Here is a 24,664-nt window from a genome sequence, read left to right as displayed (position 1 = left end):
CGAACGCGGACCAGGCCAGTGGCAATGCTGAATAAAGTCGAACGATCTGGAAAGGTCGGCCATAGCGGGTGATAGCCCCGTAGACGTAGAACAGGCATTGTCCTTGAGTAGGGCGGGACACGTGAAATCCTGTCTGAACATGGGGAGACCACTCTCCAAGCCTAAGTACTCGTGCATGACCGATAGCGAACAAGTACCGTGAGGGAAAGGTGAAAAGCACCCCGACGAGGGGAGTGAAATAGAACCTGAAACCGGATGCCTACAAACAGTCGGAGCCCGAGCCCTTTAGTGGGTTGGGTGACGGCGTACCTTTTGTATAATGGGTCAACGACTTAGTGTAACGAGCAAGCTTAAGCCGGTAGGTGTAGGCGTAGCGAAAGCGAGTCTGAACAGGGCGTTCAGTTCGTTGCATTAGACCCGAAACCGAGTGATCTAGCCATGAGCAGGCTGAAGGTTGGGTAACACCAACTGGAGGGCCGAACCCATAACTGTTGCAATAGTTCGGGATGACTTGTGGCTAGGGGTGAAAGGCCAATCAAACTCGGAAATAGCTGGTTCTCCGCGAAATCTATTTAGGTAGAGCGTCGACCTTATACCCTCGGGGGTAGAGCACTGGATGGGCTATGGGGACTCACCGTCTTACTGATCCTAACCAAACTCCGAATACCGAGGAGTACTAGTCGGCAGACACACGGCGGGTGCTAACGTCCGTCGTGAAGAGGGCAACAACCCTGACCTCCAGCTAAGGTCCCCAAGTCATGGCTAAGTGGGAAAGGATGTGAGGATCCCAAAACAACCAGGATGTTGGCTTAGAAGCAGCCATCATTTAAAGAAAGCGTAACAGCTCACTGGTCTAAATAAGGGTCTTTGCGCCGAAAATGTAACGGGGCTAAAGCCATGCACCGAAGCTGAGGATTTGAGCTTATGCTCAAGTGGTAGCGGAGCGTTCCGTAAGTCTGTGAAGGCGGACCCGTGAGGGCTGCTGGAGATATCGGAAGTGCGAATGTTGACATGAGTAACGATAAAGGGAGTGAGAGACTCCCTCGCCGAAAGACCAAGGGTTCCTGCTTAAAGTTAATCTGAGCAGGGTTAGCCGGCCCCTAAGACGAGGCGGACACGCGTAGTCGATGGGAACCACGTTAATATTCGTGGGCCTGGTGGTAGTGACGGATCTTGTGTGTTGTGCATTCTTATTGGATTGGATGTGCGGCGAAGAGGTTCCAGGAAATAGCTCCACCGTATAGACCGTACCCGAAACCGACACAGGTGGTCAGGTAGAGTATACCAAGGCGCTTGAGAGAACTATGTTGAAGGAACTCGGCAAATTGCACGCGTAACTTCGGAAGAAGCGTGACCCCATTTTAGGCAACTATGATGGGGTGGCACAGACCAGGGGGTAGCGACTGTTTATCAAAAACACAGGGCTCTGCGAAGTAGCAATACGACGTATAGGGTCTGACGCCTGCCCGGTGCTGGAAGGTTAAAGGGAGAGGTGCAAGCTTTGAACTGAAGCCCCAGTAAACGGCGGCCGTAACTATAACGGTCCTAAGGTAGCGAAATTCCTTGTCGGGTAAGTTCCGACCTGCACGAATGGCGTAACGACTTCCCCGCTGTCTCCAACATAGACTCAGTGAAATTGAATTCCCCGTGAAGATGCGGGGTTCCTGCGGTCAGACGGAAAGACCCCGTGCACCTTTACTATAGCTTTACACTGGCATTCGCCAAGGCATGTGTAGGATAGGTGGTAGGCTTTGAAGCGCGGACGCCAGTTTGCGTGGAGCCATCCTTGAAATACCACCCTTATCTTCGTGGATGTCTAACCGCGGTCCGTTATCCGGATCCGGGACAGTGTATGGTGGGTAGTTTGACTGGGGCGGTCGCCTCCGAAAGAGTAACGGAGGCGCGCGATGGTTAGCTCAGACCGGTCGGAAATCGGTCGTCGAGTGCAATGGCATAAGCTAGCCTGACTGCGAGACTGACAAGTCGAGCAGAGACGAAAGTCGGTCATAGTGATCCGGTGGTCCCGTGTGGAAGGGCCATCGCTCAACGGATAAAAGGTACGCCGGGGATAACAGGCTGATGACCCCCAAGAGTCCATATCGACGGGGTTGTTTGGCACCTCGATGTCGACTCATCGCATCCTGGGGCTGGAGCAGGTCCCAAGGGTATGGCTGTTCGCCATTTAAAGCGGTACGTGAGTTGGGTTCAGAACGTCGTGAGACAGTTCGGTCCCTATCTGCCGTGGGTGTAGGAATATTGACAGGATCTGTCCCTAGTACGAGAGGACCGGGATGGACGTATCTCTGGTGGATCTGTTGTCCTGCCAAGGGCATAGCAGAGTAGCTATATACGGAATGGATAACCGCTGAAGGCATCTAAGCGGGAAACCAACCTGAAAACGAGTGTTCCCTATCAGAGCCGTGGAAGACGACCACGTCGATAGGACGGGTGTGGAAGTGCAGCAATGCATGAAGCTTACCGTTACTAATAGCTCGATCGACTTCTTCGTTCCCATTGTTCATGCTCATCGAAGATGAGCATTCCTCTTCTGTCCTGACGCGTGGAATACGCTCCGGACGGGCCGCGCCACGAGGCGCGACGACCTCTGGTCTGTATGGGAAACATACGGATAGGTCAGAGAAAGACGTGTTAAAAATAGAAAGTGGCCAAGCCACCCAGCTTCTCGAAAACAGCGTATGTTTTGCGCTTTGCCGACCTGGTGGTTATTGCGGGGCGGCTGCACCCGTTCCCATTCCGAACACGGCCGTGAAACGCCCCAGCGCCAATGGTACTTCGTCTTAAGACGCGGGAGAGTAGGTCGCTGCCAGGTCTGCAAAACGCAAAACATATACTCCATCTTCTCGTCACACCCTCGGCCCAGCCGAAATCAAAAGGGCCGCTAACCAAGCGGCCTTTTGTGTTATGATAGCTTGATCAAAAATAAAGCGGGCTGGAGCAGCCCCCGACCTCCCGCAGGAAGCAAAGCTTCCGAGGAAGGACAAACAAAAGACCCGGGCGCTTGTTCGACGTCAGCTCATAAATAACGCGGGGTGGAGCAGCCCCCGTCCTCCCGCAGGAAGCAAAGCTTCCGAGGAAGGACAAACAAAAAGACCGGGCGCTTGCTCGAACGTCAGCTCATAAATAACGCGGGGTGGAGCAGCCCGGTAGCTCGTCAGGCTCATAACCTGAAGGCCGCAGGTTCAAATCCTGCCCCCGCAACCAAATCCCCCAGCATATCCCGAAAATAACGCCAGCAGAGATGTTCGACACAGCGTCGCTCTTTGATTGGGACTTCTCCCCCTGAAAAACTTAGGAGCCGCTGATTGCGGGCTGGGGCGGTTCGTAAGCCTCGGCAATGTCATGGCTCTCTGCCCTTCAAGGCGCGGGCAAAGACAGGCAAGATTTTAGTTTGCTAGCAAATCCCTCACGATTGTCAGGAACGCCTCGCCCGCCACACAGACATCCCCGCTATTGTCCAGCGTCACCACCTCGAAATCGCCGCAGACGTCGACACCGCTGCGCTCCAGCCGACGGGAAATCTCCGACACGCTCTCACGACCGCGGCCCGACAGACGGGCAGCCAGAACCTCTGGGCGCGCAATCACATTGATCACCAGCAGCTTTAAGAAAATCTCCCGGAAATCAGCAAGCGCTAAGCGGGAGCCATTGGCGATCAGGATTGCGCCACGCTCCGTTGCATCTTTCGCTGAGGCGGGGATGCCGTAGCTCAGGCCGTGGGCGCTCCACGACACGCAGAACGCACCCGACAACCGCCTGCGCTCGAACTCGGCGTCATCCACGCCCTCATGCAGTTCCCCGCCAGCATCGCTGCTGCGTGTAATGACGCGGCGGACGTGGTGAAGGCGAGGGTGCTTGCCGATACGCTCAAGCGCATAGTCGATCAGCGTATCCTTGCCCGCACCGCTTGGGCCAACCACGACGATCATCGTGCCGAGTGTAGAGGAGGTGTTCGGGCTAGAGTCAGTTTCGTCGGCACTCATGCAACACGAACACCCTGACGCCAGACACTGCGCACGACGGGAACACCTGCCTCACGGTGTACGCGCACCAGATCTCCCCGCAGGCCAGCGGCGATACGACCACGGTCGCTCAAGCCGACCGTCGAAGCAGGCGTCGACGTCACCATCGACAAGGCCCGTGGCAAGGAGATGTATTGCCTCGAAGATTCAGAAAATTCATGATTGGCGCCTGAGTGTCATCCAGGCCGACGGTGCGCTTGGCAACAGCTGGAGCCAAATGCACCGGTTTTTGAAGGTAATCGATTATCACCCGATTCGACTCCGCACTTGCAATTCCGCGCGAAGTCGAACCTGAGATGCCGCCTTTGGCGCTGGATGAATTCCTATTCCGCTTTCGCGCCGGACTCCTTAACGACCTGGGACCACTTGTCGACCTCGGCGGTGATATAGGTCCGGAAGTTGTCAGGCGTGTCGACCTGGACGTCAAACCCTTGCTTGGTAAGCGCATCTCTCACCTTCGGGTCCTCAACAGCCTTCTTTACCGCTTCGGCCAAGGCTGACACAATTGCTGGAGGTGTGCCCTTTGGCGCGAGAATACCGTACCAAGGCAGTGCTTCGTATTCGTCGATACCAAGGGCCTCTGCTGTTGCGGGCATGTCAGGTAAAGATTTTGAACGGACCGAGCTTGTAGAGGATAGGCACACGATTTTCCCCGCTTGCATCAGCGGAGGAGCACTGCTGATGGCGGGAAGTGCCAGATCGAGGCGGCCTGCAAGCAGATCGGTAACAGATGGGCCGGACCCCTGATAGGGGATATGTTGTAGTTCGATGCCAGTCTTTGCTTTCAGTAGCTCGACCGCCAGATGGCTCGCTCCCCCCATGCCTGATGAACCATAGTTCAGCGAACCCGGCTTAGACTTCGCAAGCTCCACGAATTCCTTCATTGTTTTAACGCCGAGGCGTGGAGGAACGCAGAAAAGAAGAGGCGAAGTCGCAATCATGGTCACGGGCTCGAAATCCTTTACGATATCGTAGCCGGGCTTCGCATATAACGACATGTTTATCGCGTGTGCGATATTGCCCTGCAATAAGGTGTAACCATCTGGGCGGGCCTTCGCCACCGCCTGCGCAGCGATACCACCCCCGGCGCCAGGGCGGTTTTCCACGACGATTACTCCTCCCAGAACTTCGCCAGCTTTTGCGGCTACGATCCGTGCCAGGGAATCGTTGCCGCCACCCGGCGCGAAAGGAACAACCAGTGTTATGGGGCGTTGCGGAAAGCCGTCCGCGGCTATTGCTGCCATCGGGGTGAGCAGGGTTAATGCAGTAACTACCTGCCTGCTAAATCGTCTGAAATTCATGTATTCCTCCCTTTATGTTTAAGCTTCACCGGCGCGGTTAGTCGACGGCATCATTCCCGTCGCCGAGCAGATAGATCATTGATTTGTGGATGTGGGCTCGGGTCAGTTTTTCAACCCGTTCCATATCTCTAACCCGCATAGCTTTCGCGATTTCGAGATGTTCGGCCTGGGCACTTCCGCCGCGGCCGGGTAGTGTCCCAGCTATCCAACGGTAGAGGCGGATGAGTTCATAGACCTCGACATCCAGAACGTGCTTGATCCTCTCGTTTCCGCAGCGGCTTACGACAGCAGCGTGAAACTTGAATTTGAACCCTGCATTGAAAACTTCTCCGTAATAGCTTGGGTCGCTGCTACGCTCCACGTCTTCAACCAAGGCATCGAGTTCGCTGTCGGACATACGTGCTGCGGCAAGGCTGAAAGCCATGCCTTCGAGACATTCGCGTAGTTGAAAGATTGCGACGATCTCGGGTTTGCGAAGGGGCGTAATTCGAGCACGCTGGAAGGCTTCGCGCTCCACGATCTTTCTTCCTTCGAGGTTTCTGATCGCCTCGCGCACTGGACCTCTGCTCATTGAGAAGCGCTTCGCGAGTTCGACTTCCTTTAGGATAGACCCCGGTCGAAGTTCGCCTGCACGGATGAGCGCCATTATTTGATCGAGAGCTTCTTTTGCTCTGGTTTCGCCTCTTTCTTCGCGGGCGGAAACGATTTCGGTCTCTGAAAGCAAGCTGTTCTCCTTATCCATGGTGCGGATCGAGGCTCAAACGGTAGCAACGGGCGTGACAGGCGAACCAGCCGCGCCGGGAAGGCGAAGTGGTGGTGCCGTGAGCAGGAACCGTGAGCGACGGTTTGCACGAAGCCAATCAGCCAGTTCGGTCAAGAACCAGAGTTCCCCCAGATGAACTCCGAGCTTGAAAAGACAATGGCGATGTAAGGGCAGGGTGCTTCCGATGTGGCACGCCATTGGATGTAATCCCAAAGTCGACGATCTTTCGACCGCAAGATTGTCTGCCGCGATAGCCGCCACGCCACTTTCCGTCACCCAGTCGAGCAGCGCTTGGTCATAGCCATCGAGGACTGCACATGCAGTGCGGAGCTCGGGATCTGGCTCTCCATCGGATTGTTGGATCAGATCGGCAAGCCCCGTATGCAAGCATACGATATCGCCTTCCTCTACTTTGATCCCGTCTGCATTCAACACCTTCTCCAAGAGTTCCCGCCCGACGTTAACGCGTTCGTCGCCGAAGTGATGTCGAAGGTCGATCATAACGCCGCGGCCCTGAACGCAGGTTTCGGCCATCTCCATGATCGACACGGCGGTCGCACCAAGGTCGCCCTGCAGACCTTTGCCGTTTTCATCCACAATCTTGAAACCGTTGTAGAAGACCTGCTCTTCGATGCCGTCTCCATCTGCATCGAACATCGCGCCCTTGTGTGCAAAGCCGTCCCAATGGGTGGAGTATTGATTGTAGAGCATCACCGCTTCATCCGAATGGACATCTGTAATCGCCGGATCCACGGTGTTGAGCCGCTGGTTGAATGCCAACTGGCCATCTCGATGGATTGGGTGAAAATGGGGAGGGCGTCGTCGGCCGTTAAGCACCGAGCCTCCCGGACGGTCCAAAGGTAAGCTCAGGCAGAACGTGCGCCCCTCTTTCACTTCCGCAAGCGCCGCCTGTCGTTTTTCATTGGTGATCAGGTTCATTCTGCCATGCTGATCATCGGGGCCGAAGTCTCCCCATGTGGACCCTTCTGGCCGATTTACCCATCGTTTCAGTAACTTCGTATTTGCGGATTCACACATGTCATTCGGCTCCTATTGCTTCATCCTTGCGTCGCCGCACCGCTGGAACGATACTGACGATGAGAAGGATGATTGTCACAGCCAGGAAGCCTGCACTGATCGGGCTTGTAATAAGGATCGATGGGTCACCGCGAGAGAAGAGCATTGCTCTCCTAAGGTTCTCTTCCATCATTGGTCCGAGGATGAAACCGAGCACGAATGGTGCCGGTGGGCACTCGAGCTTGGCGAGCGCATAGCCAAGCACTCCGAAACCGGCGGTCAAGAAAATATCGGCAGTCCTGAAGTTCAGACTGAGAATTCCCACGCATGAGAATACCAGGATCGCAGGGCACAGCCAGCGATACGGTACCCGCAGCAGGGTGACCCACAGCCCAACCAGCGGCAGGTTCAAGATCACCAGCAGCAGGTTTCCAATCCACATGCTCGCGATGAGGCCCCAGAAGAGTGATGGATGAGAGGTCATCACTTGCGGCCCAGGGGTGATGCCCTGGATCATGAGGGCGCCCAGCATGAGAGCCATGGTGGCGCTGCCTGGAATGCCAAGAGTGAGAGTGGGGATAAAAGCGGTTTGGGCCGCTGCATTGTTGGCCGCTTCAGGCGCGGCAACCCCCTCGATTGCTCCCGTTCCAAAGCGCTCGGGATTTTTGGATATCTTCTTTTCCAGCATATATGCCGCGAAAGAACTGATGACCTGCCCAGCGCCGGGAAGCACTCCGAAAAATGATCCAAGCGCGGTACCTCGAAGCGTGGGGCCTGTGGAGGCACGAATTTCCTGTCGGCTTAGCCCAAGGGACCCGACTTTCATCGCAGTCTGCCCATCCACATTAGTTTCCAGGGTTTTGATTATCTCTGCAAATGCGAAAAGGCCCATTGCAACGACGGCGAAGTCGATACGGTCCGTAAGGCTGTCAAAACCGAAGCTGAAACGCGAAACCCCCGAGATAACATCAGTCCCGACCAGACCGATCATGACGCCGAAGAGCGCCATCAACACACCTTTAAGCAACGAACCGTGTCCCAATACAGACGAAAACACCATTGCCATAAGGATCATGGAGAAGTACTCGGGCGGACCGAATTCGAGCGCCATCGCGGACAGCGGAGGTGCAAAGGTTGCGATCAAAATCGTTCCGATGGTTCCTGCGACAAAGGAACTGAGTGCAGCGATTGCCAGCGCCTGTCCCGCCTTTCCCTTGCGGGCCATTTGGTAGCCGTCAATGCACGTAACGGCGGCTGAAGACTCTCCCGGAAGATTTACGAGGATCGCTGTCGTTGAGCCGCCGTAGGCTGCGCCATAGTAGATGCCCGCAAGCATAATCAATGCACCTTCCGGCGGCAGCCCGAAGGTCAAGGGTAGCAGAACGGCGATGGTGACAAGCGGTCCCACGCCAGGCAGCACGCCGATAAATGTACCGAGCAAAACGCCAAGAAAGCAGTAGGTTAGGTTGGACAAGGAAAGTGCGACGCTGAATCCCAGCGCGAGATTTGATAAGGTATCCATTCACTGAGCCCACATTGTAAAGGGGATGTTGAGCCCCGTGATAAAGATCAGGTAGGCGATCGCGACCAGCGCCACAGTGATCGCTACAATTTCCAGGGGACGCCGTGCGCCCGCCGCGACCGCGCTGATCAAGATCAAGCCGACAAGAGCTGCAAGGAGACCGACCTCTTCCTGAAGGATCGCGAAACTGACGACTGAAAGAGTGATCAAGAGTAGTGGTTTGACGTGAATTCGCTCGGGTCGCTCCAAAAATCCGGATTTCACAATAGCGGTTGCGACGAGCGAAAGACCCAGGATCATTATGCCTACCGCGATCATCGTGGGAAAGAACCCGGGGCCCATCGCCGCCGGGGTACCAAGTTTGTAGCCAATAGAAGCGACGAAAGCCGCGCCGCCGAAAATAGAAAAGAATCCTCCGGCGAGAAGGTCCGTTGTTAATTTCATTGAATTTCCTCCCTACAGCAGCATCGCCGAACCCTGAGAGAAGTTTGGCGTATCGCTGTAAATATTAAGAAATGACAATTTTATAAATGTGTCAACACTTTTAATGGCGGGCCGGGGATATCTGTGTGACCTGGCTCTGCAGAGAAAGAAACGCCATGGGGAATAGCCAATCCGAACAAGATTTGATGGTTTAAACGCTCAGGAGGAGGGTACTCGCGGCCTATAGACAGGTTCAGCCGATTAGTGGACGTTGCTCTCAAGCGGCGTTTCTGACCTCGACCAACAAGTCTATTAGTCCAGTACGCTCGCTACCCGAGCTCTTTATGATCGCAAAGCTTGTCCCTTATCCAGAGAGCATGTATCGGCATGCATACAGGCCGAGAAAGGAACGCGGATGTCGATCACTGTACAGAAAACTATTCCCGCTGCTCGTATGCGGCAGTTTCATCAGATGGTTGATCGGTGGCTTGAAGAGGGGCCGATCAAGCTTGCGACGAATGCCACGATAACTGCGATGGACAATGCTGGAATTCCGAAGGCGGAACAGGCGGCAATCATCGAGGACCGCGACATCATCATGAAACACAATATGCGCCTCGGCGTTATCAGTGAAGTATTCGCGCCAGCAATCGAGAAGTCGGTGAACTCGTCTCGGTCGGGACGTGAAGCTCAGGATGAAATCGCTCGGTTGATTGTGACTGCTATCGGCATCCGGCAGCAGGACGACAGTGAACTGGTGACATTTACCTTCATCAGCCAAACCGAGGCAGATGCGTTCGATAAAGCCGTTTGAAGCGTTACTTTCTTGAGAAACGGCGAATGGAGAAAGGTCGCGACGCTACGCTGACGATAAGTCAGGAAACCGTCGTTGGAGAATGATCTGTCCGCTTCTGGTGAAGCCTGAGAACGCTTAGACGCCTATCGCGACTTTCAATGCATCCCGCCCTGACCGGACTTCAGATCGACGTTGCGCAGGATGAGCGCCAGCGGGACTGCAAGGGCCGAAATGATCGCGAGAACAAAAAACACATCGATATAGGCGAGATAACTTGCCTGAAGGCCAACCTGCTGGCCGATAAGGCCCATGGCCTGACTTTGTGCATCGACCATGGAGGAGCCTCGCTCCGTAAAGAAGCCCTGTAGATTCTGCATTGTCTGATGATAGGCGGGTTCCGTCGGGTTGATGTGCTCGACCAGTCGGCTCTGGTGCCACTGTTCTCGGTGGGCGAGCACGTTCGAAGCGACCGAAACGCCTATCGAGCCACCGGTGTTGCGGGCTGCGTTGATCAGCGCAGACGCCTGGTCGGTCTGGTCCGGCCTCAAGCCGTCATAGGAAGCTGCTGTGATTGGAATGAAGATCAAGGGCAGGCCGAGACCGAGGATGCAGCGCGACCAGACGAAGAAACTGAAATCGGCATTCGGGTTCAGCCGTGTCAGATCATACATTGATAATGCAATGATCGTCGCGCCGATGGCGATGAGATATTTCGGTTGGAAGCGCGAGGTTAACTGACCTGCCATGAACATCATGACCATCGTCACGAGACCGCCGGGCGAAAGGGCGAGGCCAGCCCAGGTGGCGGTGTAACCATAATTTTCCTGCAGCACCTGCGGTACGAATTGGGTGGTGGCAATGAGGATTGCGCCTATTGCCAGCATTACGATCATGCATGATCCAAATTGGCGGGTTGCAATCAGCCGCACATACAGCACCGGGTTTTTCGCCGTCAGCAGCCAGGGTATGGATGCGATGAGTGCGGAAAAGCAGATCAACGCCGTTACGATGATGAACGTCGAGTCGAACCAGTCTTCTATCTGCCCTCGGTCGAGAACCAGTTCCAATGAACCAAGGAAGGTCGCGACTAGCAGGAAGCCGATGATATCGAAGCGAATGCCCTGCTCACGCATGTCCTGGCGCTTCTTCTCCTGCTCCTCGGATTCATTGACCAGAAAATAGACGAGCATGAAAGCAAACACGCCGACTGGACCGTTGATCAGGAAACACCAATGCCAGGAGAAATTGTCGGAAAGCCAGCCGCCAAGCGTTGGTCCCACGACTGGCGCCACCACCACCGCAATACCGAAAATTGCAAAGGCCTGACCGCGTTTTGCTGGCGGAAAGGCGTCCGTAAGAATTGATTGCGACACCGGCACCATACCGCCGCCCGCAAACCCCTGGATCATGCGGAAAATAAGGAGCGATGGCAGGTCCCATGCCAGTCCGCACATAACGGAGGCCACCGTGAACATGGCCAGACAGACGAGATAAAACCGTTTGCGGCCATAACGTTGAGCAATGAAGCTGGAGGCAATGAGCGCTATGGCATTGGACACGAGATAGGTCGTGACCACCCAAGATGCCTCATCCGCACTGACCGCCAATCCACCGGAAATATAGCGGAGCGCGACATTGGCAATCGTCGTATCGAGGACTTCCATGAACACCGCGAGCGCTACGACGACCGCCACAAGCCATGGGTTTGTAGCGCGCCCGCTCGCTCTTGAACCGGTTCCGCCTGTCGCTGCCGCCGTTGCCATGTCAGATCCTCGTTGTCCGATCCTCGTTCCGGTTCCTGGACTTAGCTTCTGGGGCGAACAGTCACGGTCGGCACAACGGACATGCCCGGGCCAATCGAAACATCTTTCGGCCACTCTTCCACGACGATCTTGACCGGGACTCGCTGGGTCACCTTCACATAATTGCCGGTGGCGTTTTCTGCTGGCAGAAGCGAGAATGCGGTGCCGGAGCCGGGCTGAACCGAATCGACTTTCCCGTGCAGAATGTGGTCTGGATAGGCATCAATCGTTAGTTCCACCGGCTGGCCGGGACGCATGTCTGCCAGCTGTGTTTCCTTGAAGTTGGCGGTTACCCAAACTTCGTCCGGCACGAACATGGCTATCGCCTGACCTGCCTGAACGAATTGACCTTTTGCACCACTGATCTTCACGACTCGGCCCGGCTGTGCTGCCGTCAACGTGGTGTAGTTAAGGTTCTGGTCCGCGCTTTCCTTCTGCGCTTCGGCCTGTTTCAGGCTGGCTTGAGCGCTCGTGCGCTGCGCCTCTGCTGCGACCTTGTTCTTCATTGCCGAACTGACATTTGCCTGCGCTTCGGTATATGCCGCCTGGGCCTGCCGCAAGTTTGACTCGGCTTGTTGGGAGGTCTGCAGGCTTCCGGCGCCGCCTTGCTGGAGTTGGCGCTGTCGATCGGCTTCATCTTTCGCAAACTGCAGCGCAGCGCCAGATGAGGCCTCGCGCGCTTTCGCCTCTTCGATGGCGGCGGAAGCAACGTCGATCTGTGCAGTTGCATTGGTAATCGAAGCGTTTGCAGCTTCCACCTGCGCCTGAGCCTGATCAACCGCGATCTGGTAATCTCGCGGTGCTATTCTGGCGATGACGGCACCGGCCTCGACGTGCGCATTGTCGGCCACGGCGACGTCATCGAGATAGCCCGATACTTTCGCCGCAAGCGAGAAGCTACGCGCATCGACAAAGGCGTCGTCGGTCGTCTCGTAAGGATGAAAATAGACCAGCCAGATAAAGTAGGCAGCAATTCCCACGACGATCAGGGCAAGAATAATATCCGCTGTCCAGACGGGATGCCGACGGATAACCGAGGGCTTTTTCTCTTTCTGCTCGGGTTCCGCTTCAGAGGAGGCAGTCTTGACTTCGCGATCTTCTGGATCGCCGTTTTGCTTCGCTTCGTCTTCGGAAACGGCGCGCTGAGCTTGGACCACGATGTGCCTCGGAAAAAGAGCTGAGAGAACATTTGTAACGTAAGAGGCCTGCGAATGTTCCCGCCGGTGAAATCGATATCTCCAAGCCTATCTATCGCCACGTCACCAGGGCGTTTCGAGGCGCCCAATGCTCGGGCAGAAATATAATCTCACGATTGGCTTGTTCAGCTCCGGTTATGGAGAGGGCAGATCGATGACGAGACGCTTTTTGAACTCGAACATGAACTTGATCTGGAGTAACTGACCAGCGCTCAATTCGGATTTCATTCGATATGCAGGCGACTGCGTTCAGCCGATGCAAATAATTTTGCCGCCTCTTCCGTTCCGAAACACAGTTCGGATGGGCTGCCCTGTTCGGTCGTATGGACAGTCCAGAGAACGCCCGCAGGTTGGATTTCAACGTCATCGGCCAAGGCGTCATCAATACGTGCGAACAACTCTAACATAAGAGAACACCCCGAGGGACCACATCGTCCAATCGCATTCGTACGCTTGCATTCGGGGCGTGTCGAGTAATCCTTTTGTGTCAGCGCCAAAGCGCCTTCGTGGACTGAGGGTTGGATCGCTTCAATTTCTGGAAAGGCCTTCAAGCCGCAAGAAATATGGCAAGCTCGCGGGCAACCGCTTCAGCATCTTCGCGCTGTGGAAAATGCCCGACATTCTGAAGGGCGATGCGCTCGAATGGGCCGGAGAACTTCTCATGCAGAGCTTCAGAAAGCTCAGGCGGATTGACACCATCTTCCAGTCCCTGAAAATAGATCGTGGGTAACGATAACGATGTCGTTTCCCTGATCCGGTCTTCCAGCCACTTGCTCGCCGGGTCCACCTCTGCCTCGCCCCATCGGGCCTGGTAGCTGTGAAGCGTAACAGTAACCCAGTCCGGATTGTCGAAGGATTTCGATACCGCGTCGAATGTTGCGTCATCAAACCAGCCTTCAGGTCCCCAGTTTTCCCACTGGATGCGGGCAAAGCCGTGCGGATCCTCGGCTATTGCCTCCGCACCACGCTTCGTTGCCATGAACCAGTGGTACCAGTATCGTTGTGCCTGCCGGAAAGATGGCGTTTTCAGTCCGCCCATGCGAGGCAGCGAGGATAGCAGCGCCATTTTTTCCACGCGCTGTGGCCAGCCGACGGCCAATCCCTCGGCTATGCCTGCTCCCCAATCATGCCCGACGACCGAGAAGGTGTCGATCCCGAGGCCGTCCATCAGTGCTATCGCGTCCATGGACAATATACCGCTATTGGCTGTCCTCAAGGCGTCTTCATTGCGGAACACGCTGCCGCCGAACCCGCGGAGATAGGGTGCGATCAGCCGCAAACCCCGGTCAGCAAGTCTCGAGGAGACATCATCCCACGTCGAAGCATCGTCAGGCCAGCCGTGCAAAAGCAAAACCGGTCGTCCGTGTTTTGCACCGGATTCGATAAAACTGATCCGAACATTGTTGGTATCGACGTGTGGCATACAACCGCTCCTTGTTCGCCAGACGCAACACGGACGGTGCAGACTTGGTTCCAGAGGAAGTGCGACTTGCCGTCTCGACTGCCTGCCAGTTGATCATCAAGCGACTGGATGCGCGTGATCTGGAAAATCGCCGATGAAGCTCCCATCTCCTTGTGAGATCATTCATTTACGGAGGTTGCGATGCCTGGACCTGCCGAGCATGACGATACTTTGGCAATCGAAATACTTGCACCGACCCCGTCACATCGGGGAGGCAGGATTTGCGATTGTTGCCGTTGTGCCAAAGGTTATGACGATTTCGATGAGGATGGCTTTGGTATTTGCTGCGATTGCCTGAATTCGGATAGCCTGCTCATCGATTTGGATCGATGTGAGAACCTTGAGGCGACCCAGAAGTGAGTTGGCGCCGCCGCTTACAACGTTATCAAGAAGACGCCATGCGTTTTCTCGTCAGATACATTTCCACTCCGGCCCGAGTGAGAAATGACGCTAATCCGACGATGATTGCGACGATACGAATGCGCTGCTCATCAGTCTCGACTTCAGCCTGGCGGGACTGCAGCAGATCACGTTCGCTGACTGTGATTTGGCCGATGACGTCACGTATTCGATCCATCGTGCCGACAGCCATATAGTCGATCTCGTTGGCGCGAGCAGCTTCTGCACTCTTCTCGTCATGGAGCGAAATGGAGTGGCTCAATTCGTTCAACTTCCGGTCAACCAAGCCTTGTAATGCTGTCACCCGGGCAGTCTGGGCACTGTTGTCGGACACTCTGTTCGATAAATTGCCGAGGAGAGTATGCAGCCGATCCAGAGCCTTATTATATGGATCGAGATATCGACGGTCTCCACTGACAAGATACCCTCGTTGCCCTGTTTCCGCGTCATCCAGCGCGATAAGCACATCCTTCGTCGTGTCGATTGCCTCGTAGGTGTGGACCACCATGTCCTGATGGTCGCTTAAAAGCGTATGTGTCCATGTCGTGGCCAGCACGCCTGACGCTATGACGACGCCAACGGGAATTGATCTCAGCAACGTCGGTATGGTGAGATAATTCTGGCGTATCGTCGGCCAGGACCATTTGCTCATCTCGCGGCTCCCGCCTGTATGACCTTATCTCCAAGCAGTATCATGTGGTGCCGCGATCACAAGAAGGAGACGGGATCGGTTTCACAACCATATAGTCGTCTGCCGGGTATCGATTTATACCGCGCCCATTCGTGCAGCATCGCCAGCGGTTTCGATTGTCCCATTGTCTTCGCCATCCCAATATTCGATTGTTCGCGCGGACACTTTGATGAGCACGATGCCTGGGGTGTCTACGCCGTTCGGGAACCATCGATCCAGATCTTTGACCCAGTGAGTTTCGAACTGCGCCTTGTCGCGGATCAGGTTTGCTTCGCCGCGGACCGCGATAAAGATTCCGGGCTTTCCAAGGATGCTGGGTGGAGCGGTAAAGGTGAGCGTGACCGATTTGTCCTTCTCGATCTCAGTGACCTTTTTCGTACTGCCATAGGAGAAGAACCAGGAGTCGCCATCATATTCCACGTCGCCATTATTGCTCATGGGTCGACTGCCGATCTGTCCGGATCCGCTATTTGTATTGAGCATGCAGAAGTCGATTTTACTGAGCTTTTTCGACAGCTCTTCCATCGTCATTGTGGTCATCGTGATTTTCCTCTCTCCAAATGATGGATAGAAACCACTTCCAGGTGACGATTGTTCCTTGAGAGAAGCCGAACCCTTTGCCAAGGTTCATCGCGGACTATGCGTGTCACCGCTGCCCTTGCAAATCGCTCAGTATCTTGATCAATTGCGGTGCCAGCTCGCGAATTTCCTTGAGGTGAATTGCGCTCAGGTGAGACATGACCTCTTCTGCCTGATCGGTCAGGTGCAGCGTCTGCCGACGGCGGTCCTCAAGGTCGGGTTGCCGGGTGATATAGCCACCTTTTACCAGCCGATTGGTGAGCTCGACTGCCGTGTGGGGTGCGATCAGTAGCTTTTCGGCGAGTAAACCAACGGTCATGGTCTCATCAGGGCGAAGGCCCTTGATTGCCAGCAGAGCCTGATGTTGCTGCGGGGGAACGCCGGCGGCTTGGGCGGCAGATGTGCTGAATTCGAGAAACTTCTTCAACGTGTGACGAAAATTTGCCAGCGCCTGATAATCGGACGCGGTTGGGGTGTCCATGCTTTAAAACCTCGAACCTCAATATCTCAAGCGCCTTATTTAACTGGCGTCATAAATACAAATCAACCGCCGCGAAAGCTCCTCATATTGATTTATGTCGTAATACGATATAAATGCATCGCATCTTTATTATCGTTCCGAAGGACTGCGATGACCGATTTTCATTCACCACTTGAGCCGCCGCAGGGAGGCGGCCAGATTGCCAGAAAGCTTGCAGGCGATTTCACGACAGACAGACGTGTGCTCGTTCTTATTCTGATGGCCGTCCTCGTCGGCTCCATGGGCGCATTCGCGGCCTGGATACTCGTGAAGTTGATTGAACTCGTCACCAATCTCGTCTGGATGGGTCGGATCAGCACCGAAGCCGTCAGTTTCGCCGATGTACACCCGTCTCTGTGGATGGTCGCAGCACCGGTTCTCGGCGGACTGGTCATAGGGCTCAAGGCGCGGTTCGGATCGGAAAAAATTCGCGGACACGGCATTCCGGAAGCCATAGAGGCGATTTTGATTGGTGGAAGCAGGATGTCGCCCAAAGTGGCTGTCCTCAAGCCGCTGTCTTCCGCCATATCGATTGGTAGCGGCGGGCCTTTCGGTGCCGAAGGCCCGATCATCATGACTGGCGGGGCCATCGGGTCGCTCTTCGCGCAGTGTTTCCACATGAGTTCGGCAGAACGGAAAACCCTGCTTGTCGCGGGCGCTGCTGCGGGCATGACGGCGATTTTCGGATCGCCGATTGCGGCTGTGATGCTGGCGGTCGAGCTTCTGCTATTTGAATGGAAGCCGAGAAGCTTCATTCCGGTCGCTGTCGCCGCTGCTGTTTCCATAACATGGCGGCCCTTCTATTTCGGCTCCGGTCCGTTGTTTGCGACACATTTCTCCTATGATCTTCCGTGGTGGGGCCTGTTTCTCTGCGCTCTCGTCGGCATAGTCGCGGGGCTGCAATCCGGGCTGATGACTGTCCTCCTCTATAGAATAGAAGATTTCTTCGAGAAGCTGCCCATTCACTGGATGTGGTGGCCTGCTCTGGGAGGGCTTGCGGTTGGTCTCGGCGGCCTCATCGAGCCCAGAGCGCTGGGCGTCGGGTACGATATCATCGCCGACCTGCTCGCGAACCATTTCGTTGCGCAGGCCATTCTCACCATCCTTCTGGTCAAATCCGGCATTTGGCTGATCGCGCTTTCGTCTGGCACTTCGGGCGGCGTGCTGGCGCCTCTGCTCATTCTTGGCGGCGCGCTGGGTTATCTCGTTGGTCTGTTTCTTCCCGGCGAACCGGGTATCTGGGCGCTGCTTGGAATGGCGGCCATGATGGGCGGAACGATGCGTGCGCCGCTGACGGGCATCTTCTTCGCAATCGAAATCACCGGTGATCTCGGGATGGCAATCCCGTTGCTCATCGCAACGATTGCAGCTTACTCGGTCACGGTGCTGATGATGCGACGCTCGATACTGACCGAGAAAATCGCAAGACGTGGCCAGCACATCACGCGCGAATATGCGGTGGACGCATTCGAACTGACTCGTGCTGCCGAGATCATGATTCGTGACGTCGATACGCTGCCTGCAACCATGAAAATAAGTGAGGTGATCGAGTTCTTCACCAGCCAGGAAACGCACCGCACCTATCCGGTTGTGAAGCCGGATGGCGTGCTGGTCGGTGTCGTTTCGAGAGCCGACATCCTTTTGTGGCAACAGGAAACGCATGGCACGGAAACATTGAGTGATAAGCTTGCCGAACGTGATCTCGTTGCCGGTCATGAGGAAGATACGGTCGGCGCGATAGCGGACCTTATGCTAGGCGCAAATACCGGACGCGTTGCCATCGTCAACAGTTCGAATGTCCTGATTGGGCTCGTGACGCGGAAAGACCTGTTACACCTGCGTCGCAAGCAGCGCGCAGCGGAACTGGAACGGCGGCCTTATCTCAGAAGCGCTTGATAACGGCCTGACTGACGTTGACCGGCTGGAAGATAGCTCCGCTTCTGGCCGGTTCGCCGCCCTTTGTGGTCTCGCTCGTCGCGATAAGAATGACGAGGCTGATCGCCACCATAAGTGCGTTTTTTATTCTGAAGCGACCGTGGCGCTCATCCGCGTTAGGGGTGGTCATTTCGCTTCTCCAGCAACCCGTTCATGAGAAGATCGAGATGGGCGTTGAGAAAGGCTTCGACATCCATTTTCTTGCGGTCGTCGAAGATGATGCGCAACACGGCGAGTGTCATCAAAGGAGCCATGACCAGTTCAGGGAAAACGACGCTGTCGCTTCTGAACTCCCCAGCCTTCACGCCTTCGTCAACAAGCTCGGTTATCATTTTCATCAAGGGCTGAATCACGTCCCGGTCATGTCTTTCGACAATATCGGGAAACTTCTGACCTTCGGAAATGACGAGCTTGAGAACTTCGCGGTTCTGGTTGTCGCTGGCCAGATATCCGTACAGTGCCTCAAGCAGTGATTTCAGTCTCTGGGCAGGCGTGCCGTGATAGGTGTCTGCGTGCTTTACGATGTCTGCAAAGGATGTCGAGCCATGACGGATCGTTGCCTCGAACAGAACTTCCTTGGTTTCAAAATAGACGTAGACCGTGCCCTTGGTGACACCCACATGTTCTGCAATGTCCTCTACGCGCGTTGCGGCGTAACCGTTCTTCACGAATTCGGTAAATGCCGCGTCCAGAATTTGCCCCGGGCGCAGCTGCTTCTGTTCGGCGCGTGTCAGCTTCACTTTTCCGCGCTTCATCGGGCAATTCTTGAACATTGATATTCCAGCATTTCGTTCATTCCAATTTAACCAGTCCTGAAGTTATCATTGACTTTCCAGTCAGTCAAATATACGCATTCAGAATATTTCGATGATAAGGTCTGACCATGAAGCACATTGTTAGCGTCCTCCTAATCGCGAGCGCCGGTTTTCTGACCTCGTGTAGCCAGCAGGAAGGTGGGGGAGAGGCGGAGCCTCGCCATGTCCGTGTCGTGACGGTCGAGAGCAAGCAGCTGGTTTCGGGCGGCGCCGTCACCGGCGAAATACAGGCGCGCGTGCAGTCCGATCTGTCCTTCCGGGTGGGTGGCAAGATTGTGGAGCGCACGGTTGACGTTGGAGACCACGTCAAAGCCGGGCAGGTTCTTGCGCGGATTGATGCCGAAGAGCAGGAGGCCGATCTTGCCGTTGCTCAGGCAAATCTCGAAGCTGCGGTTGCGCAGCGCATTCAGGCGGAACTGGCTTTCAGCCGTCAGCAAAAGTTGTTCGATACGCAGGTGACGACCCGTTCATCGCTCGATCAGGCGCAGGAAGCGCTTTCCACGGCGCAAGGCAGCGAGGCTTCCGCTGAAGCTCAGTTGGGGACCGCTCAAGACACGCTTTCCTACACGGAACTGAGGGCAGAGCAGGATGGCGTGATCACTGCGCGCAATGCCGAAGTCGGGCAGGTGGCGCAGGCGGCTTCCGCTATTTTCACGCTGGCGCAGGACGGACCGCGAGATGCGATTTTCGAAGTGGTGGAAACGCTCTTCCTCGGGCGCCCGATTCAGCCGGATGTCCAGATAACGCTGCTGCTGGATCCGACGCGCGAGGTGACGGCACAGGTGCGGGAAGTATCTCCGACAATCGATTCCTCCACCGGAACGGTGAAGGTGAAGGTGGGGCTGGCAGCCGATGTGCCCATGCCGCTCGGCGCCGCCGTCAAGGGCGCATTCAAATATGAGCCGCAATCCGCCATGGAGCTGCCTTGGTCTGCCATGTCCGCAACAGATGGAAAACCAGCTGTTTGGGTTGTCGATCCTGCAACGTCCAAAGCTACCTTGCGTGAGATCGAAGTCGATGAATATGAAACAGGAAATTTCATTGTGAAGCAGGGCCTGAAAGAGGGTGAGGTCGTCGTGGTCGAGGGTGCGAAATTCCTTCGTCCCGATGAAAAGGTGGCATTCGAGAAGGTGGCCTCACGATGATCCGAGCAAATATTACATATATTCTTCTCACCGGCCTGCTGCTCACCGCATGCAGCAAGGATGATTCCGAAGAGCAGATCCCCCCGCGCCCGGTTCTGTCGGTCGTCGCTAAAGAAGTTCCGGCGCAATCGTTGAGCCTTGCTGGAACCGTATCTCCGCGCTTCGAAGCTGAACTGGGTTTCCGCACGCTTGGGCGGCTGACATCGCGCACCGTAAGCGTCGGCGATCTCGTAAAGCAGGGCGAAGTCATCGCCACCATCGATCCGACGGCGCTTGAACTTGCGGTTCGCAGTTCTCAATCCGATCTTTCCAACGCGCAGGCCCAGCTTCGGAATGCGCAGAGCACCCAGCAGCGCCAATTGCAGCTTGCTGAAACACGCTCGGGAACGCGTGCCGCACTCGAAGAGGCGGAGCAGGGGTTGAAGACAGCCGTCGCCTCCGTTGCCCGCGCGCAGGCCAACCTCGATAAAGCCAACGAGCAGCTGGGTTATGCGCAACTCCACGCCGAGTTCGATGGTGTCGTGACGGCAACTTCCGCGGAGCTCGGTCAGATCGTGACCGTGGGTCAGGTTGTGGTAACGATTGCAAAGCCTGACGAGCGCGATGCGGTCATCGACGTTCCGCAGACGGTGGCCGAACAATTGAAACTCGGCATGCCCTTCGAAGTCGCTCTGCAGCTTGACCCTTCCGTTCGCGTGCCCGGAACGGTGCGTGAAATTGCGCCGCAGGCCGATACGGTAACGCGCACGCGCAGAACGAAGATCGCGCTGAACAATCCCGGCGATGCCTTCCGACTTGGTGCGGTGATTACAGCATCAGCCAGCATTGCCACGGCGCCGAGCCTGATGCTGCCCGCAACCGCGATCCGCACGCGCGACAACCAGACCGCCGTCTGGATCGTCGATGAGGCCGCAGCGAAGGTGAAGCTTCGTCCCGTCGTCGTCGATGGTGAACCCAACCCTTATGGTTTCGTGGTCATCAAGGAGGGCGTCTCTCCCGGGGAGCGGGTCGTCGTTGCCGGTGTCAATAAGCTTGAGGACGGACAGTCCATTCGTATCGATCAGGAGCTCGCAAAGTGAAAAAGTTCAATCTCTCTGACTGGGCGTTGGAGCACCGCTCGCTGATCTGGTATTTCATGATCGTCTTCATTATTGCGGGCGTTTTTTCCTATCTCAATCTGGGTCGCGAAGAAGACCCCAATTTCACCATCAAGACCATGGTCATCTCCGCCAGCTGGCCGGGCGCCACGGCAGAGGAAGTCAGCCGACAGGTTACCGACCGTATCGAAAAGAAGCTGCAGGAACTGGAATCGCTCGATTATACCCGCAGTGAAACCACGGCTGGACAGACCACAGTATTTCTCGAGCTCTTGGCAACAACCAAGGCAAAGGATGTTGAGCCGACATGGCGCCGCGTTCGCAACATGATTGCGGATATCCAGGCGGATTTCCCATCCGGTGTTCAGGGGCCGTTCTTCAACGACCGTTTTGGCGATGTTTACGGCAATATCTTCGCCTTCACCAGCGATGGCCTTTCGCAACGCCAGCTGAGGGATCTGGTCGAGGATGCACGCTCGAAAATCCTGACAATCGATAATGTCGGCAAGGTCGATATCATCGGCGCGCAGGACGAGGCGATCTATCTCGAATTCTCGACACGCAAGATTGCGGCCCTCGGCATTGATCGACAGTCCATCATCTCCACCCTGCAGGCGCAGAATGCGGTCACGCAATCCGGTTTCGTGACGGCCGGGCCGGAGCGCATAGCCATCCGGGTGGGCGGCCAGTTCGCCTCCGAGAATACGCTTGAATCCATCAATTTGCGGGTCAATGATCGCTTCTTCCCGCTGACCGATGTGGCGACGATCCGCCGTGGCTATGTCGATCCACCGAAGGCTCTTTTCCGCTACAACGGCATGCCCGCAATCGGCCTTGCCATCGGCATGCGGTCTGGTGCCAACCTGCTTCATTTTGGCGAAGACATCGACCAGCATATCAAAGCGATTGTGGCCGATCTTCCCATCGGCGTGGACGTGAACCGCGTTTCGGACCAGCCAGCGGTGGTTGATGAGGCCGTCTCGGGCTTTACGCATGCCCTCTTCGAAGCTGTCGCCATCGTTCTCGTCATCAGCTTCATCAGTCTGGGCTTGAGAGCCGGTCTGGTGGTGGCCGTTTCCATCCCGCTCGTGCTGGCGATAACCTTCGTCTACATGGAATATGCCGGCATTTCGCTTCAGCGTATCTCGCTTGGCGCACTCATCATCGCGCTGGGGCTGCTGGTCGATGATGCGATGATCGCGGTGGAAATGATGGTGGCGCGGCTGGAAGCGGGGGACACCTTAAGAAAAGCCGCGACCTATGTTTATACGTCCACGGCATTTCCTATGCTCACCGGCACTCTGGTTACCGTCTCAGGCTTTATTCCGATTGGCCTGAACAGCAGTGCGGCAGGTGAATTCACCTTCACCCTTTTCGTCGTCATTGCCGTGTCTCTGCTGGTATCGTGGATCGTGGCCGTTCTGTTCACGCCGCTTCTGGGTGTGGTCATGCTGCCAAAGGAGATGAAGAGTCATCACGAGAAAAAGGGCAGGTTTGCATCGGTCTTCTCGTGGTTGCTCAAACTCGCCATGCGCTGGCGCTGGATCACCATATTGTTGACCGTTGCCGTCTTCGGCGTCTCCGTTAGCGGTATGAGCCTCGTTCAGCAACAGTTCTTCCCCAACTCCGACCGGCCTGAACTGATCGTGGACTGGAACCTGCCGCAGAACAGTTCGATTGCCGAAACCAACCGGCAGATGGCGCAGTTCGAGCGCGAGAAGCTGGCGAACAACCCCGATGTAGACCACTGGACGACTTATGTCGGTCAGGGTGCCCCGCGCTTCATTCTGTCTTTCGATGTGCAAAGCCAGAATGTCTTCTTCGGTCAGACGGTTATCGTGACGAAGAATCTCGAGGCCCGCGACCGTGTCAGAGCTGATTTCCAGAAGTATCTGAACACGACCTTCCCCGGCACGGATGCCTTCGTGAAACTGCTGGATATCGGCCCGCCCGTCGGCAAGCCCGTCCAGTATCGTATCAGTGGCCCGGATATCCAGAAGGTGCGCGATATTTCCCAGCGCTTCGCAACAATCGTTGGAAAGCATCCGCTGCTGACCAATATGATCTACGATTGGAACGAGCCGTCACGCGTGGTGAAGGTCGATGTGTTGCAGGACAAGGCCCGTCAGCTCGGTGTAACCTCCGAGGATATCGCGACTGTTCTCAACAGCGTCGTGGAGGGTTCCAGCGCAACCCAGGTTCGTGATGACATCTATCTCATCGATGTCATCGGACGTGCGGATGACGCTGATCGTGGGTCCATCGAAACGCTGCAAAATCTGCAGATTCCGGGCTCCAACGGCAAGCTCATCCCACTTTCGGCCGTGGCGAACCTGCGTTACGATGTGGAGCAGTCCATGATTGCATCCCGCAACCGTATCCCGACGATCACGCTGAAAGCTGCGGTCACCGGTTCCACGCAGCCCGCGACGATCGTAACCCAGCTGAAGCCGGACGTGGATCAGTTCATCAAGTCGCTGCCACCCGGCTATAAGATCGAAAATGGTGGTTCCGTCGAATCCAGTGCAGAGGCTCAAGGCCCTATCGCTGCCGTCGCGCCCCTGATGCTGTTTGCCATGGCAACGATCCTGATGATCCAGTTGCAAAGCTTCAGCAGACTGTTCCTCGTCTTCGCCGTTGCGCCCACAGCGCTGATCGGCGTGGTTGCGGCACTGCTGCTCAGCAATGCCCCGATGGGCTTCGTCGCCATTCTCGGCATCCTCGCCCTGATCGGAATTCTCATTAGAAATTCGGTCATCCTCGTCGTGCAGATCGAGCATCTGAGACAGGAGGGCGTTGCAGCCTGGCAGGCAGTCATAGAGGCAACGGAACACCGAATGCGTCCCATCATGCTGACCGCCGCTGCCGCGACACTCGCGCTCATCCCAATCTCCCGCGAAGTCTTCTGGGGCCCGATGGCCTACGCAATGATGGGCGGCATCGTGGTCGGCACGGTTCTAACCCTGTTGTTCCTGCCCGCGCTCTACGTGGCGTGGTTCCGGATCAAGCCGGAAGACGAAGCCCGGCAACCCGAAGAGGGCAAACTCGCCTAAAAGCAAAAAATCTGCCGCCTCCAGAGGCGGCAGATTTCATTCATGAGGTCGAAAGTTTAAGGTAACTGATGACCATCCCAATGCGGACAAGGTTAGGCTTGCGCGACT

The 24,664-nt window shown here is 55.9% G+C and carries 20 protein-coding genes, 1 tRNA gene, 2 rRNA genes and 1 pseudogene (1 of these 24 only partly in view); 8 read left to right on the top strand and 16 right to left on the bottom strand.

Translation table 11 applies throughout. From position 1 onward, the window contains the following. From CFBP5473_RS18665 to CFBP5473_RS18655, 3 genes are all read left to right on the top strand, one after another. Positions 1-2,509: ribosomal RNA gene (locus CFBP5473_RS18665) — 23S ribosomal RNA — on the top strand; it begins 438 nt to the left of the window's first position. Between the two features lie 206 nt (positions 2,510-2,715). Further along, positions 2,716-2,830, top strand: a 5S ribosomal RNA gene (gene rrf, locus CFBP5473_RS18660). Between the two features lie 315 nt (positions 2,831-3,145). Further along, a tRNA-Met gene (locus CFBP5473_RS18655) sits at positions 3,146-3,222 on the top strand. Positions 3,223-3,404: 182 nt separating this feature from the next. Here CFBP5473_RS18655 and phnN read toward each other — a convergent pair. The 7 genes and pseudogenes from phnN to CFBP5473_RS18620 form a co-directional block, all read right to left on the bottom strand. Further along, positions 3,405-4,001 carry a phosphonate metabolism protein/1,5-bisphosphokinase (PRPP-forming) PhnN gene (gene phnN, locus CFBP5473_RS18650; protein ID WP_027673969.1) on the bottom strand — a complete coding sequence of 199 codons (597 nt, stop codon included), beginning with the start codon at positions 3,999-4,001 and terminating at the stop codon, positions 3,405-3,407. Beyond that, a pseudogene (locus CFBP5473_RS18645) lies at positions 3,998-4,171 on the bottom strand (alpha-D-ribose 1-methylphosphonate 5-triphosphate diphosphatase); the annotation flags it as partial. The pseudogene CFBP5473_RS18645 and the gene phnN, both read right to left, overlap by 4 nt. A gap of 192 nt (positions 4,172-4,363) precedes the next feature. Continuing rightward, positions 4,364-5,341 (bottom strand): tripartite tricarboxylate transporter substrate binding protein, encoded by a 978-nt coding sequence (locus CFBP5473_RS18640; protein ID WP_027673970.1) that lies wholly within the window; start codon positions 5,339-5,341, stop codon positions 4,364-4,366. A gap of 37 nt (positions 5,342-5,378) precedes the next feature. Beyond that, on the bottom strand, positions 5,379-6,065 hold the full coding sequence (locus CFBP5473_RS18635) for a GntR family transcriptional regulator (protein WP_051441161.1): 687 nt from the start codon (positions 6,063-6,065) through the stop codon (positions 5,379-5,381). Between the two features lie 33 nt (positions 6,066-6,098). Continuing rightward, entirely contained in the window at positions 6,099-7,043 is a 945-nt protein-coding gene (locus CFBP5473_RS18630; protein ID WP_328703250.1) for a cyclase family protein, read from the bottom strand. Between the two features lie 100 nt (positions 7,044-7,143). Next, entirely contained in the window at positions 7,144-8,643 is a 1,500-nt protein-coding gene (locus CFBP5473_RS18625) for a tripartite tricarboxylate transporter permease (protein WP_027673972.1), read from the bottom strand. Then, complete coding sequence (locus tag CFBP5473_RS18620) at positions 8,644-9,087, bottom strand: tripartite tricarboxylate transporter TctB family protein (RefSeq protein ID WP_027673973.1); 444 nt, start codon at positions 9,085-9,087, stop codon at positions 8,644-8,646. It abuts the gene before it with no gap. A 394-nt stretch (positions 9,088-9,481) separates the two neighbouring features. Between CFBP5473_RS18620 and CFBP5473_RS18615 the strand changes: the two genes are divergently transcribed. After that, the gene (locus CFBP5473_RS18615) at positions 9,482-9,880 is read left to right on the top strand and encodes a hypothetical protein (RefSeq protein WP_037170712.1); all 399 of its coding nucleotides are present in this window, start codon (positions 9,482-9,484) and stop codon (positions 9,878-9,880) included. Between the two features lie 137 nt (positions 9,881-10,017). Here the strand turns inward: CFBP5473_RS18615 and CFBP5473_RS18610 are convergent, their stop codons facing one another. The 7 genes from CFBP5473_RS18610 to CFBP5473_RS18580 all read right to left on the bottom strand — a co-directional run bounded on the left by CFBP5473_RS18610 (position 10,018) and on the right by CFBP5473_RS18580 (position 16,472). Then, complete coding sequence (locus CFBP5473_RS18610) at positions 10,018-11,625, bottom strand: DHA2 family efflux MFS transporter permease subunit (protein WP_027673975.1); 1,608 nt, start codon at positions 11,623-11,625, stop codon at positions 10,018-10,020. 41 nt (positions 11,626-11,666) lie between these two features. Continuing rightward, positions 11,667-12,821, bottom strand: coding sequence for an HlyD family secretion protein (locus CFBP5473_RS18605; protein WP_027673976.1), 1,155 nt, complete (start codon positions 12,819-12,821; stop codon positions 11,667-11,669). A gap of 263 nt (positions 12,822-13,084) precedes the next feature. Continuing rightward, complete coding sequence (locus CFBP5473_RS18600; protein ID WP_136954400.1) at positions 13,085-13,267, bottom strand: hypothetical protein; 183 nt, start codon at positions 13,265-13,267, stop codon at positions 13,085-13,087. Between the two features lie 140 nt (positions 13,268-13,407). Further along, entirely contained in the window at positions 13,408-14,283 is an 876-nt protein-coding gene (locus CFBP5473_RS18595) for an alpha/beta fold hydrolase (protein ID WP_027673977.1), read from the bottom strand. Positions 14,284-14,707: 424 nt separating this feature from the next. Continuing rightward, on the bottom strand, positions 14,708-15,373 hold the full coding sequence (locus CFBP5473_RS18590; RefSeq protein ID WP_027673979.1) for a CHASE3 domain-containing protein: 666 nt from the start codon (positions 15,371-15,373) through the stop codon (positions 14,708-14,710). 114 nt (positions 15,374-15,487) lie between these two features. Then, on the bottom strand, positions 15,488-15,952 hold the full coding sequence (locus CFBP5473_RS18585; RefSeq protein ID WP_027673980.1) for a pyridoxamine 5'-phosphate oxidase family protein: 465 nt from the start codon (positions 15,950-15,952) through the stop codon (positions 15,488-15,490). Positions 15,953-16,058: 106 nt separating this feature from the next. Further along, on the bottom strand, positions 16,059-16,472 hold the full coding sequence (locus tag CFBP5473_RS18580) for a MarR family winged helix-turn-helix transcriptional regulator (protein WP_027673981.1): 414 nt from the start codon (positions 16,470-16,472) through the stop codon (positions 16,059-16,061). A gap of 150 nt (positions 16,473-16,622) precedes the next feature. Between CFBP5473_RS18580 and CFBP5473_RS18575 the strand changes: the two genes are divergently transcribed. Continuing rightward, entirely contained in the window at positions 16,623-18,407 is a 1,785-nt protein-coding gene (locus CFBP5473_RS18575; protein WP_037170713.1) for a chloride channel protein, read from the top strand. On the opposite strand, the gene CFBP5473_RS18570 is transcribed toward CFBP5473_RS18575, so the two are convergent. Next, entirely contained in the window at positions 18,394-18,576 is a 183-nt protein-coding gene (locus CFBP5473_RS18570; protein ID WP_027673982.1) for a hypothetical protein, read from the bottom strand. The genes CFBP5473_RS18575 and CFBP5473_RS18570 overlap by 14 nt on opposite strands. Continuing rightward, positions 18,563-19,201: a TetR/AcrR family transcriptional regulator gene (locus CFBP5473_RS18565; RefSeq protein ID WP_027673983.1), complete on the bottom strand. Its 639-nt coding sequence runs from the start codon at positions 19,199-19,201 to the stop codon at positions 18,563-18,565. The genes CFBP5473_RS18570 and CFBP5473_RS18565 overlap by 14 nt, the downstream gene beginning before the upstream one ends. 128 nt (positions 19,202-19,329) lie before the next feature. Here CFBP5473_RS18565 and CFBP5473_RS18560 point away from each other — a divergent pair, with 128 nt between their 5' ends. The 3 genes from CFBP5473_RS18560 to CFBP5473_RS18550 are packed head-to-tail and all read left to right on the top strand — an operon-like array spanning position 19,330 to position 24,556. Further along, a complete protein-coding gene (locus CFBP5473_RS18560; RefSeq protein ID WP_027673984.1) occupies positions 19,330-20,406 on the top strand; it encodes an efflux RND transporter periplasmic adaptor subunit in 1,077 nt (358 codons plus the stop codon). Beyond that, positions 20,403-21,485, top strand: a complete 1,083-nt coding sequence (locus tag CFBP5473_RS18555; protein ID WP_027673985.1) for an efflux RND transporter periplasmic adaptor subunit — start codon at positions 20,403-20,405, stop codon at positions 21,483-21,485. The genes CFBP5473_RS18560 and CFBP5473_RS18555 overlap by 4 nt, the downstream gene beginning before the upstream one ends. Then, entirely contained in the window at positions 21,482-24,556 is a 3,075-nt protein-coding gene (locus CFBP5473_RS18550) for an efflux RND transporter permease subunit (RefSeq protein ID WP_027673986.1), read from the top strand. The genes CFBP5473_RS18555 and CFBP5473_RS18550 overlap by 4 nt, the downstream gene beginning before the upstream one ends. The last annotated feature ends 108 nt before the right edge of the window (positions 24,557-24,664 follow it).

Source organism: Agrobacterium larrymoorei, from assembly GCF_005145045.1.
GTDB lineage: Bacteria > Pseudomonadota > Alphaproteobacteria > Rhizobiales > Rhizobiaceae > Agrobacterium > Agrobacterium larrymoorei.
Note: the sequence above shows the minus strand (reverse complement) of the source record. Positions and strands in the feature narration are given on the sequence as shown.

Coding starts and splice junctions, on each gene's coding strand:
- CFBP5473_RS18555 (WP_027673985.1), top strand. CDS start 20,403: ATGATCCGAGCAAATATTACATATATTCTTCTCACCGGCCTGCTGCTC.
- CFBP5473_RS18590 (WP_027673979.1), bottom strand. CDS start 15,373: ATGAGCAAATGGTCCTGGCCGACGATACGCCAGAATTATCTCACCATA.
- CFBP5473_RS18640 (WP_027673970.1), bottom strand. CDS start 5,341: ATGAATTTCAGACGATTTAGCAGGCAGGTAGTTACTGCATTAACCCTG.
- CFBP5473_RS18565 (WP_027673983.1), bottom strand. CDS start 19,201: ATGAAGCGCGGAAAAGTGAAGCTGACACGCGCCGAACAGAAGCAGCTG.
- CFBP5473_RS18630 (WP_328703250.1), bottom strand. CDS start 7,043: ATGAACCTGATCACCAATGAAAAACGACAGGCGGCGCTTGCGGAAGTG.
- CFBP5473_RS18585 (WP_027673980.1), bottom strand. CDS start 15,952: ATGACCACAATGACGATGGAAGAGCTGTCGAAAAAGCTCAGTAAAATC.
- CFBP5473_RS18625 (WP_027673972.1), bottom strand. CDS start 8,643: ATGGATACCTTATCAAATCTCGCGCTGGGATTCAGCGTCGCACTTTCC.
- CFBP5473_RS18575 (WP_037170713.1), top strand. CDS start 16,623: ATGACCGATTTTCATTCACCACTTGAGCCGCCGCAGGGAGGCGGCCAG.
- CFBP5473_RS18570 (WP_027673982.1), bottom strand. CDS start 18,576: ATGACCACCCCTAACGCGGATGAGCGCCACGGTCGCTTCAGAATAAAA.
- CFBP5473_RS18560 (WP_027673984.1), top strand. CDS start 19,330: ATGAAGCACATTGTTAGCGTCCTCCTAATCGCGAGCGCCGGTTTTCTG.
- CFBP5473_RS18580 (WP_027673981.1), bottom strand. CDS start 16,472: ATGGACACCCCAACCGCGTCCGATTATCAGGCGCTGGCAAATTTTCGT.
- CFBP5473_RS18615 (WP_037170712.1), top strand. CDS start 9,482: ATGTCGATCACTGTACAGAAAACTATTCCCGCTGCTCGTATGCGGCAG.
- CFBP5473_RS18600 (WP_136954400.1), bottom strand. CDS start 13,267: ATGTTAGAGTTGTTCGCACGTATTGATGACGCCTTGGCCGATGACGTT.
- CFBP5473_RS18620 (WP_027673973.1), bottom strand. CDS start 9,087: ATGAAATTAACAACGGACCTTCTCGCCGGAGGATTCTTTTCTATTTTC.
- CFBP5473_RS18610 (WP_027673975.1), bottom strand. CDS start 11,625: ATGGCAACGGCGGCAGCGACAGGCGGAACCGGTTCAAGAGCGAGCGGG.
- phnN (WP_027673969.1), bottom strand. CDS start 4,001: ATGAGTGCCGACGAAACTGACTCTAGCCCGAACACCTCCTCTACACTC.
- CFBP5473_RS18595 (WP_027673977.1), bottom strand. CDS start 14,283: ATGCCACACGTCGATACCAACAATGTTCGGATCAGTTTTATCGAATCC.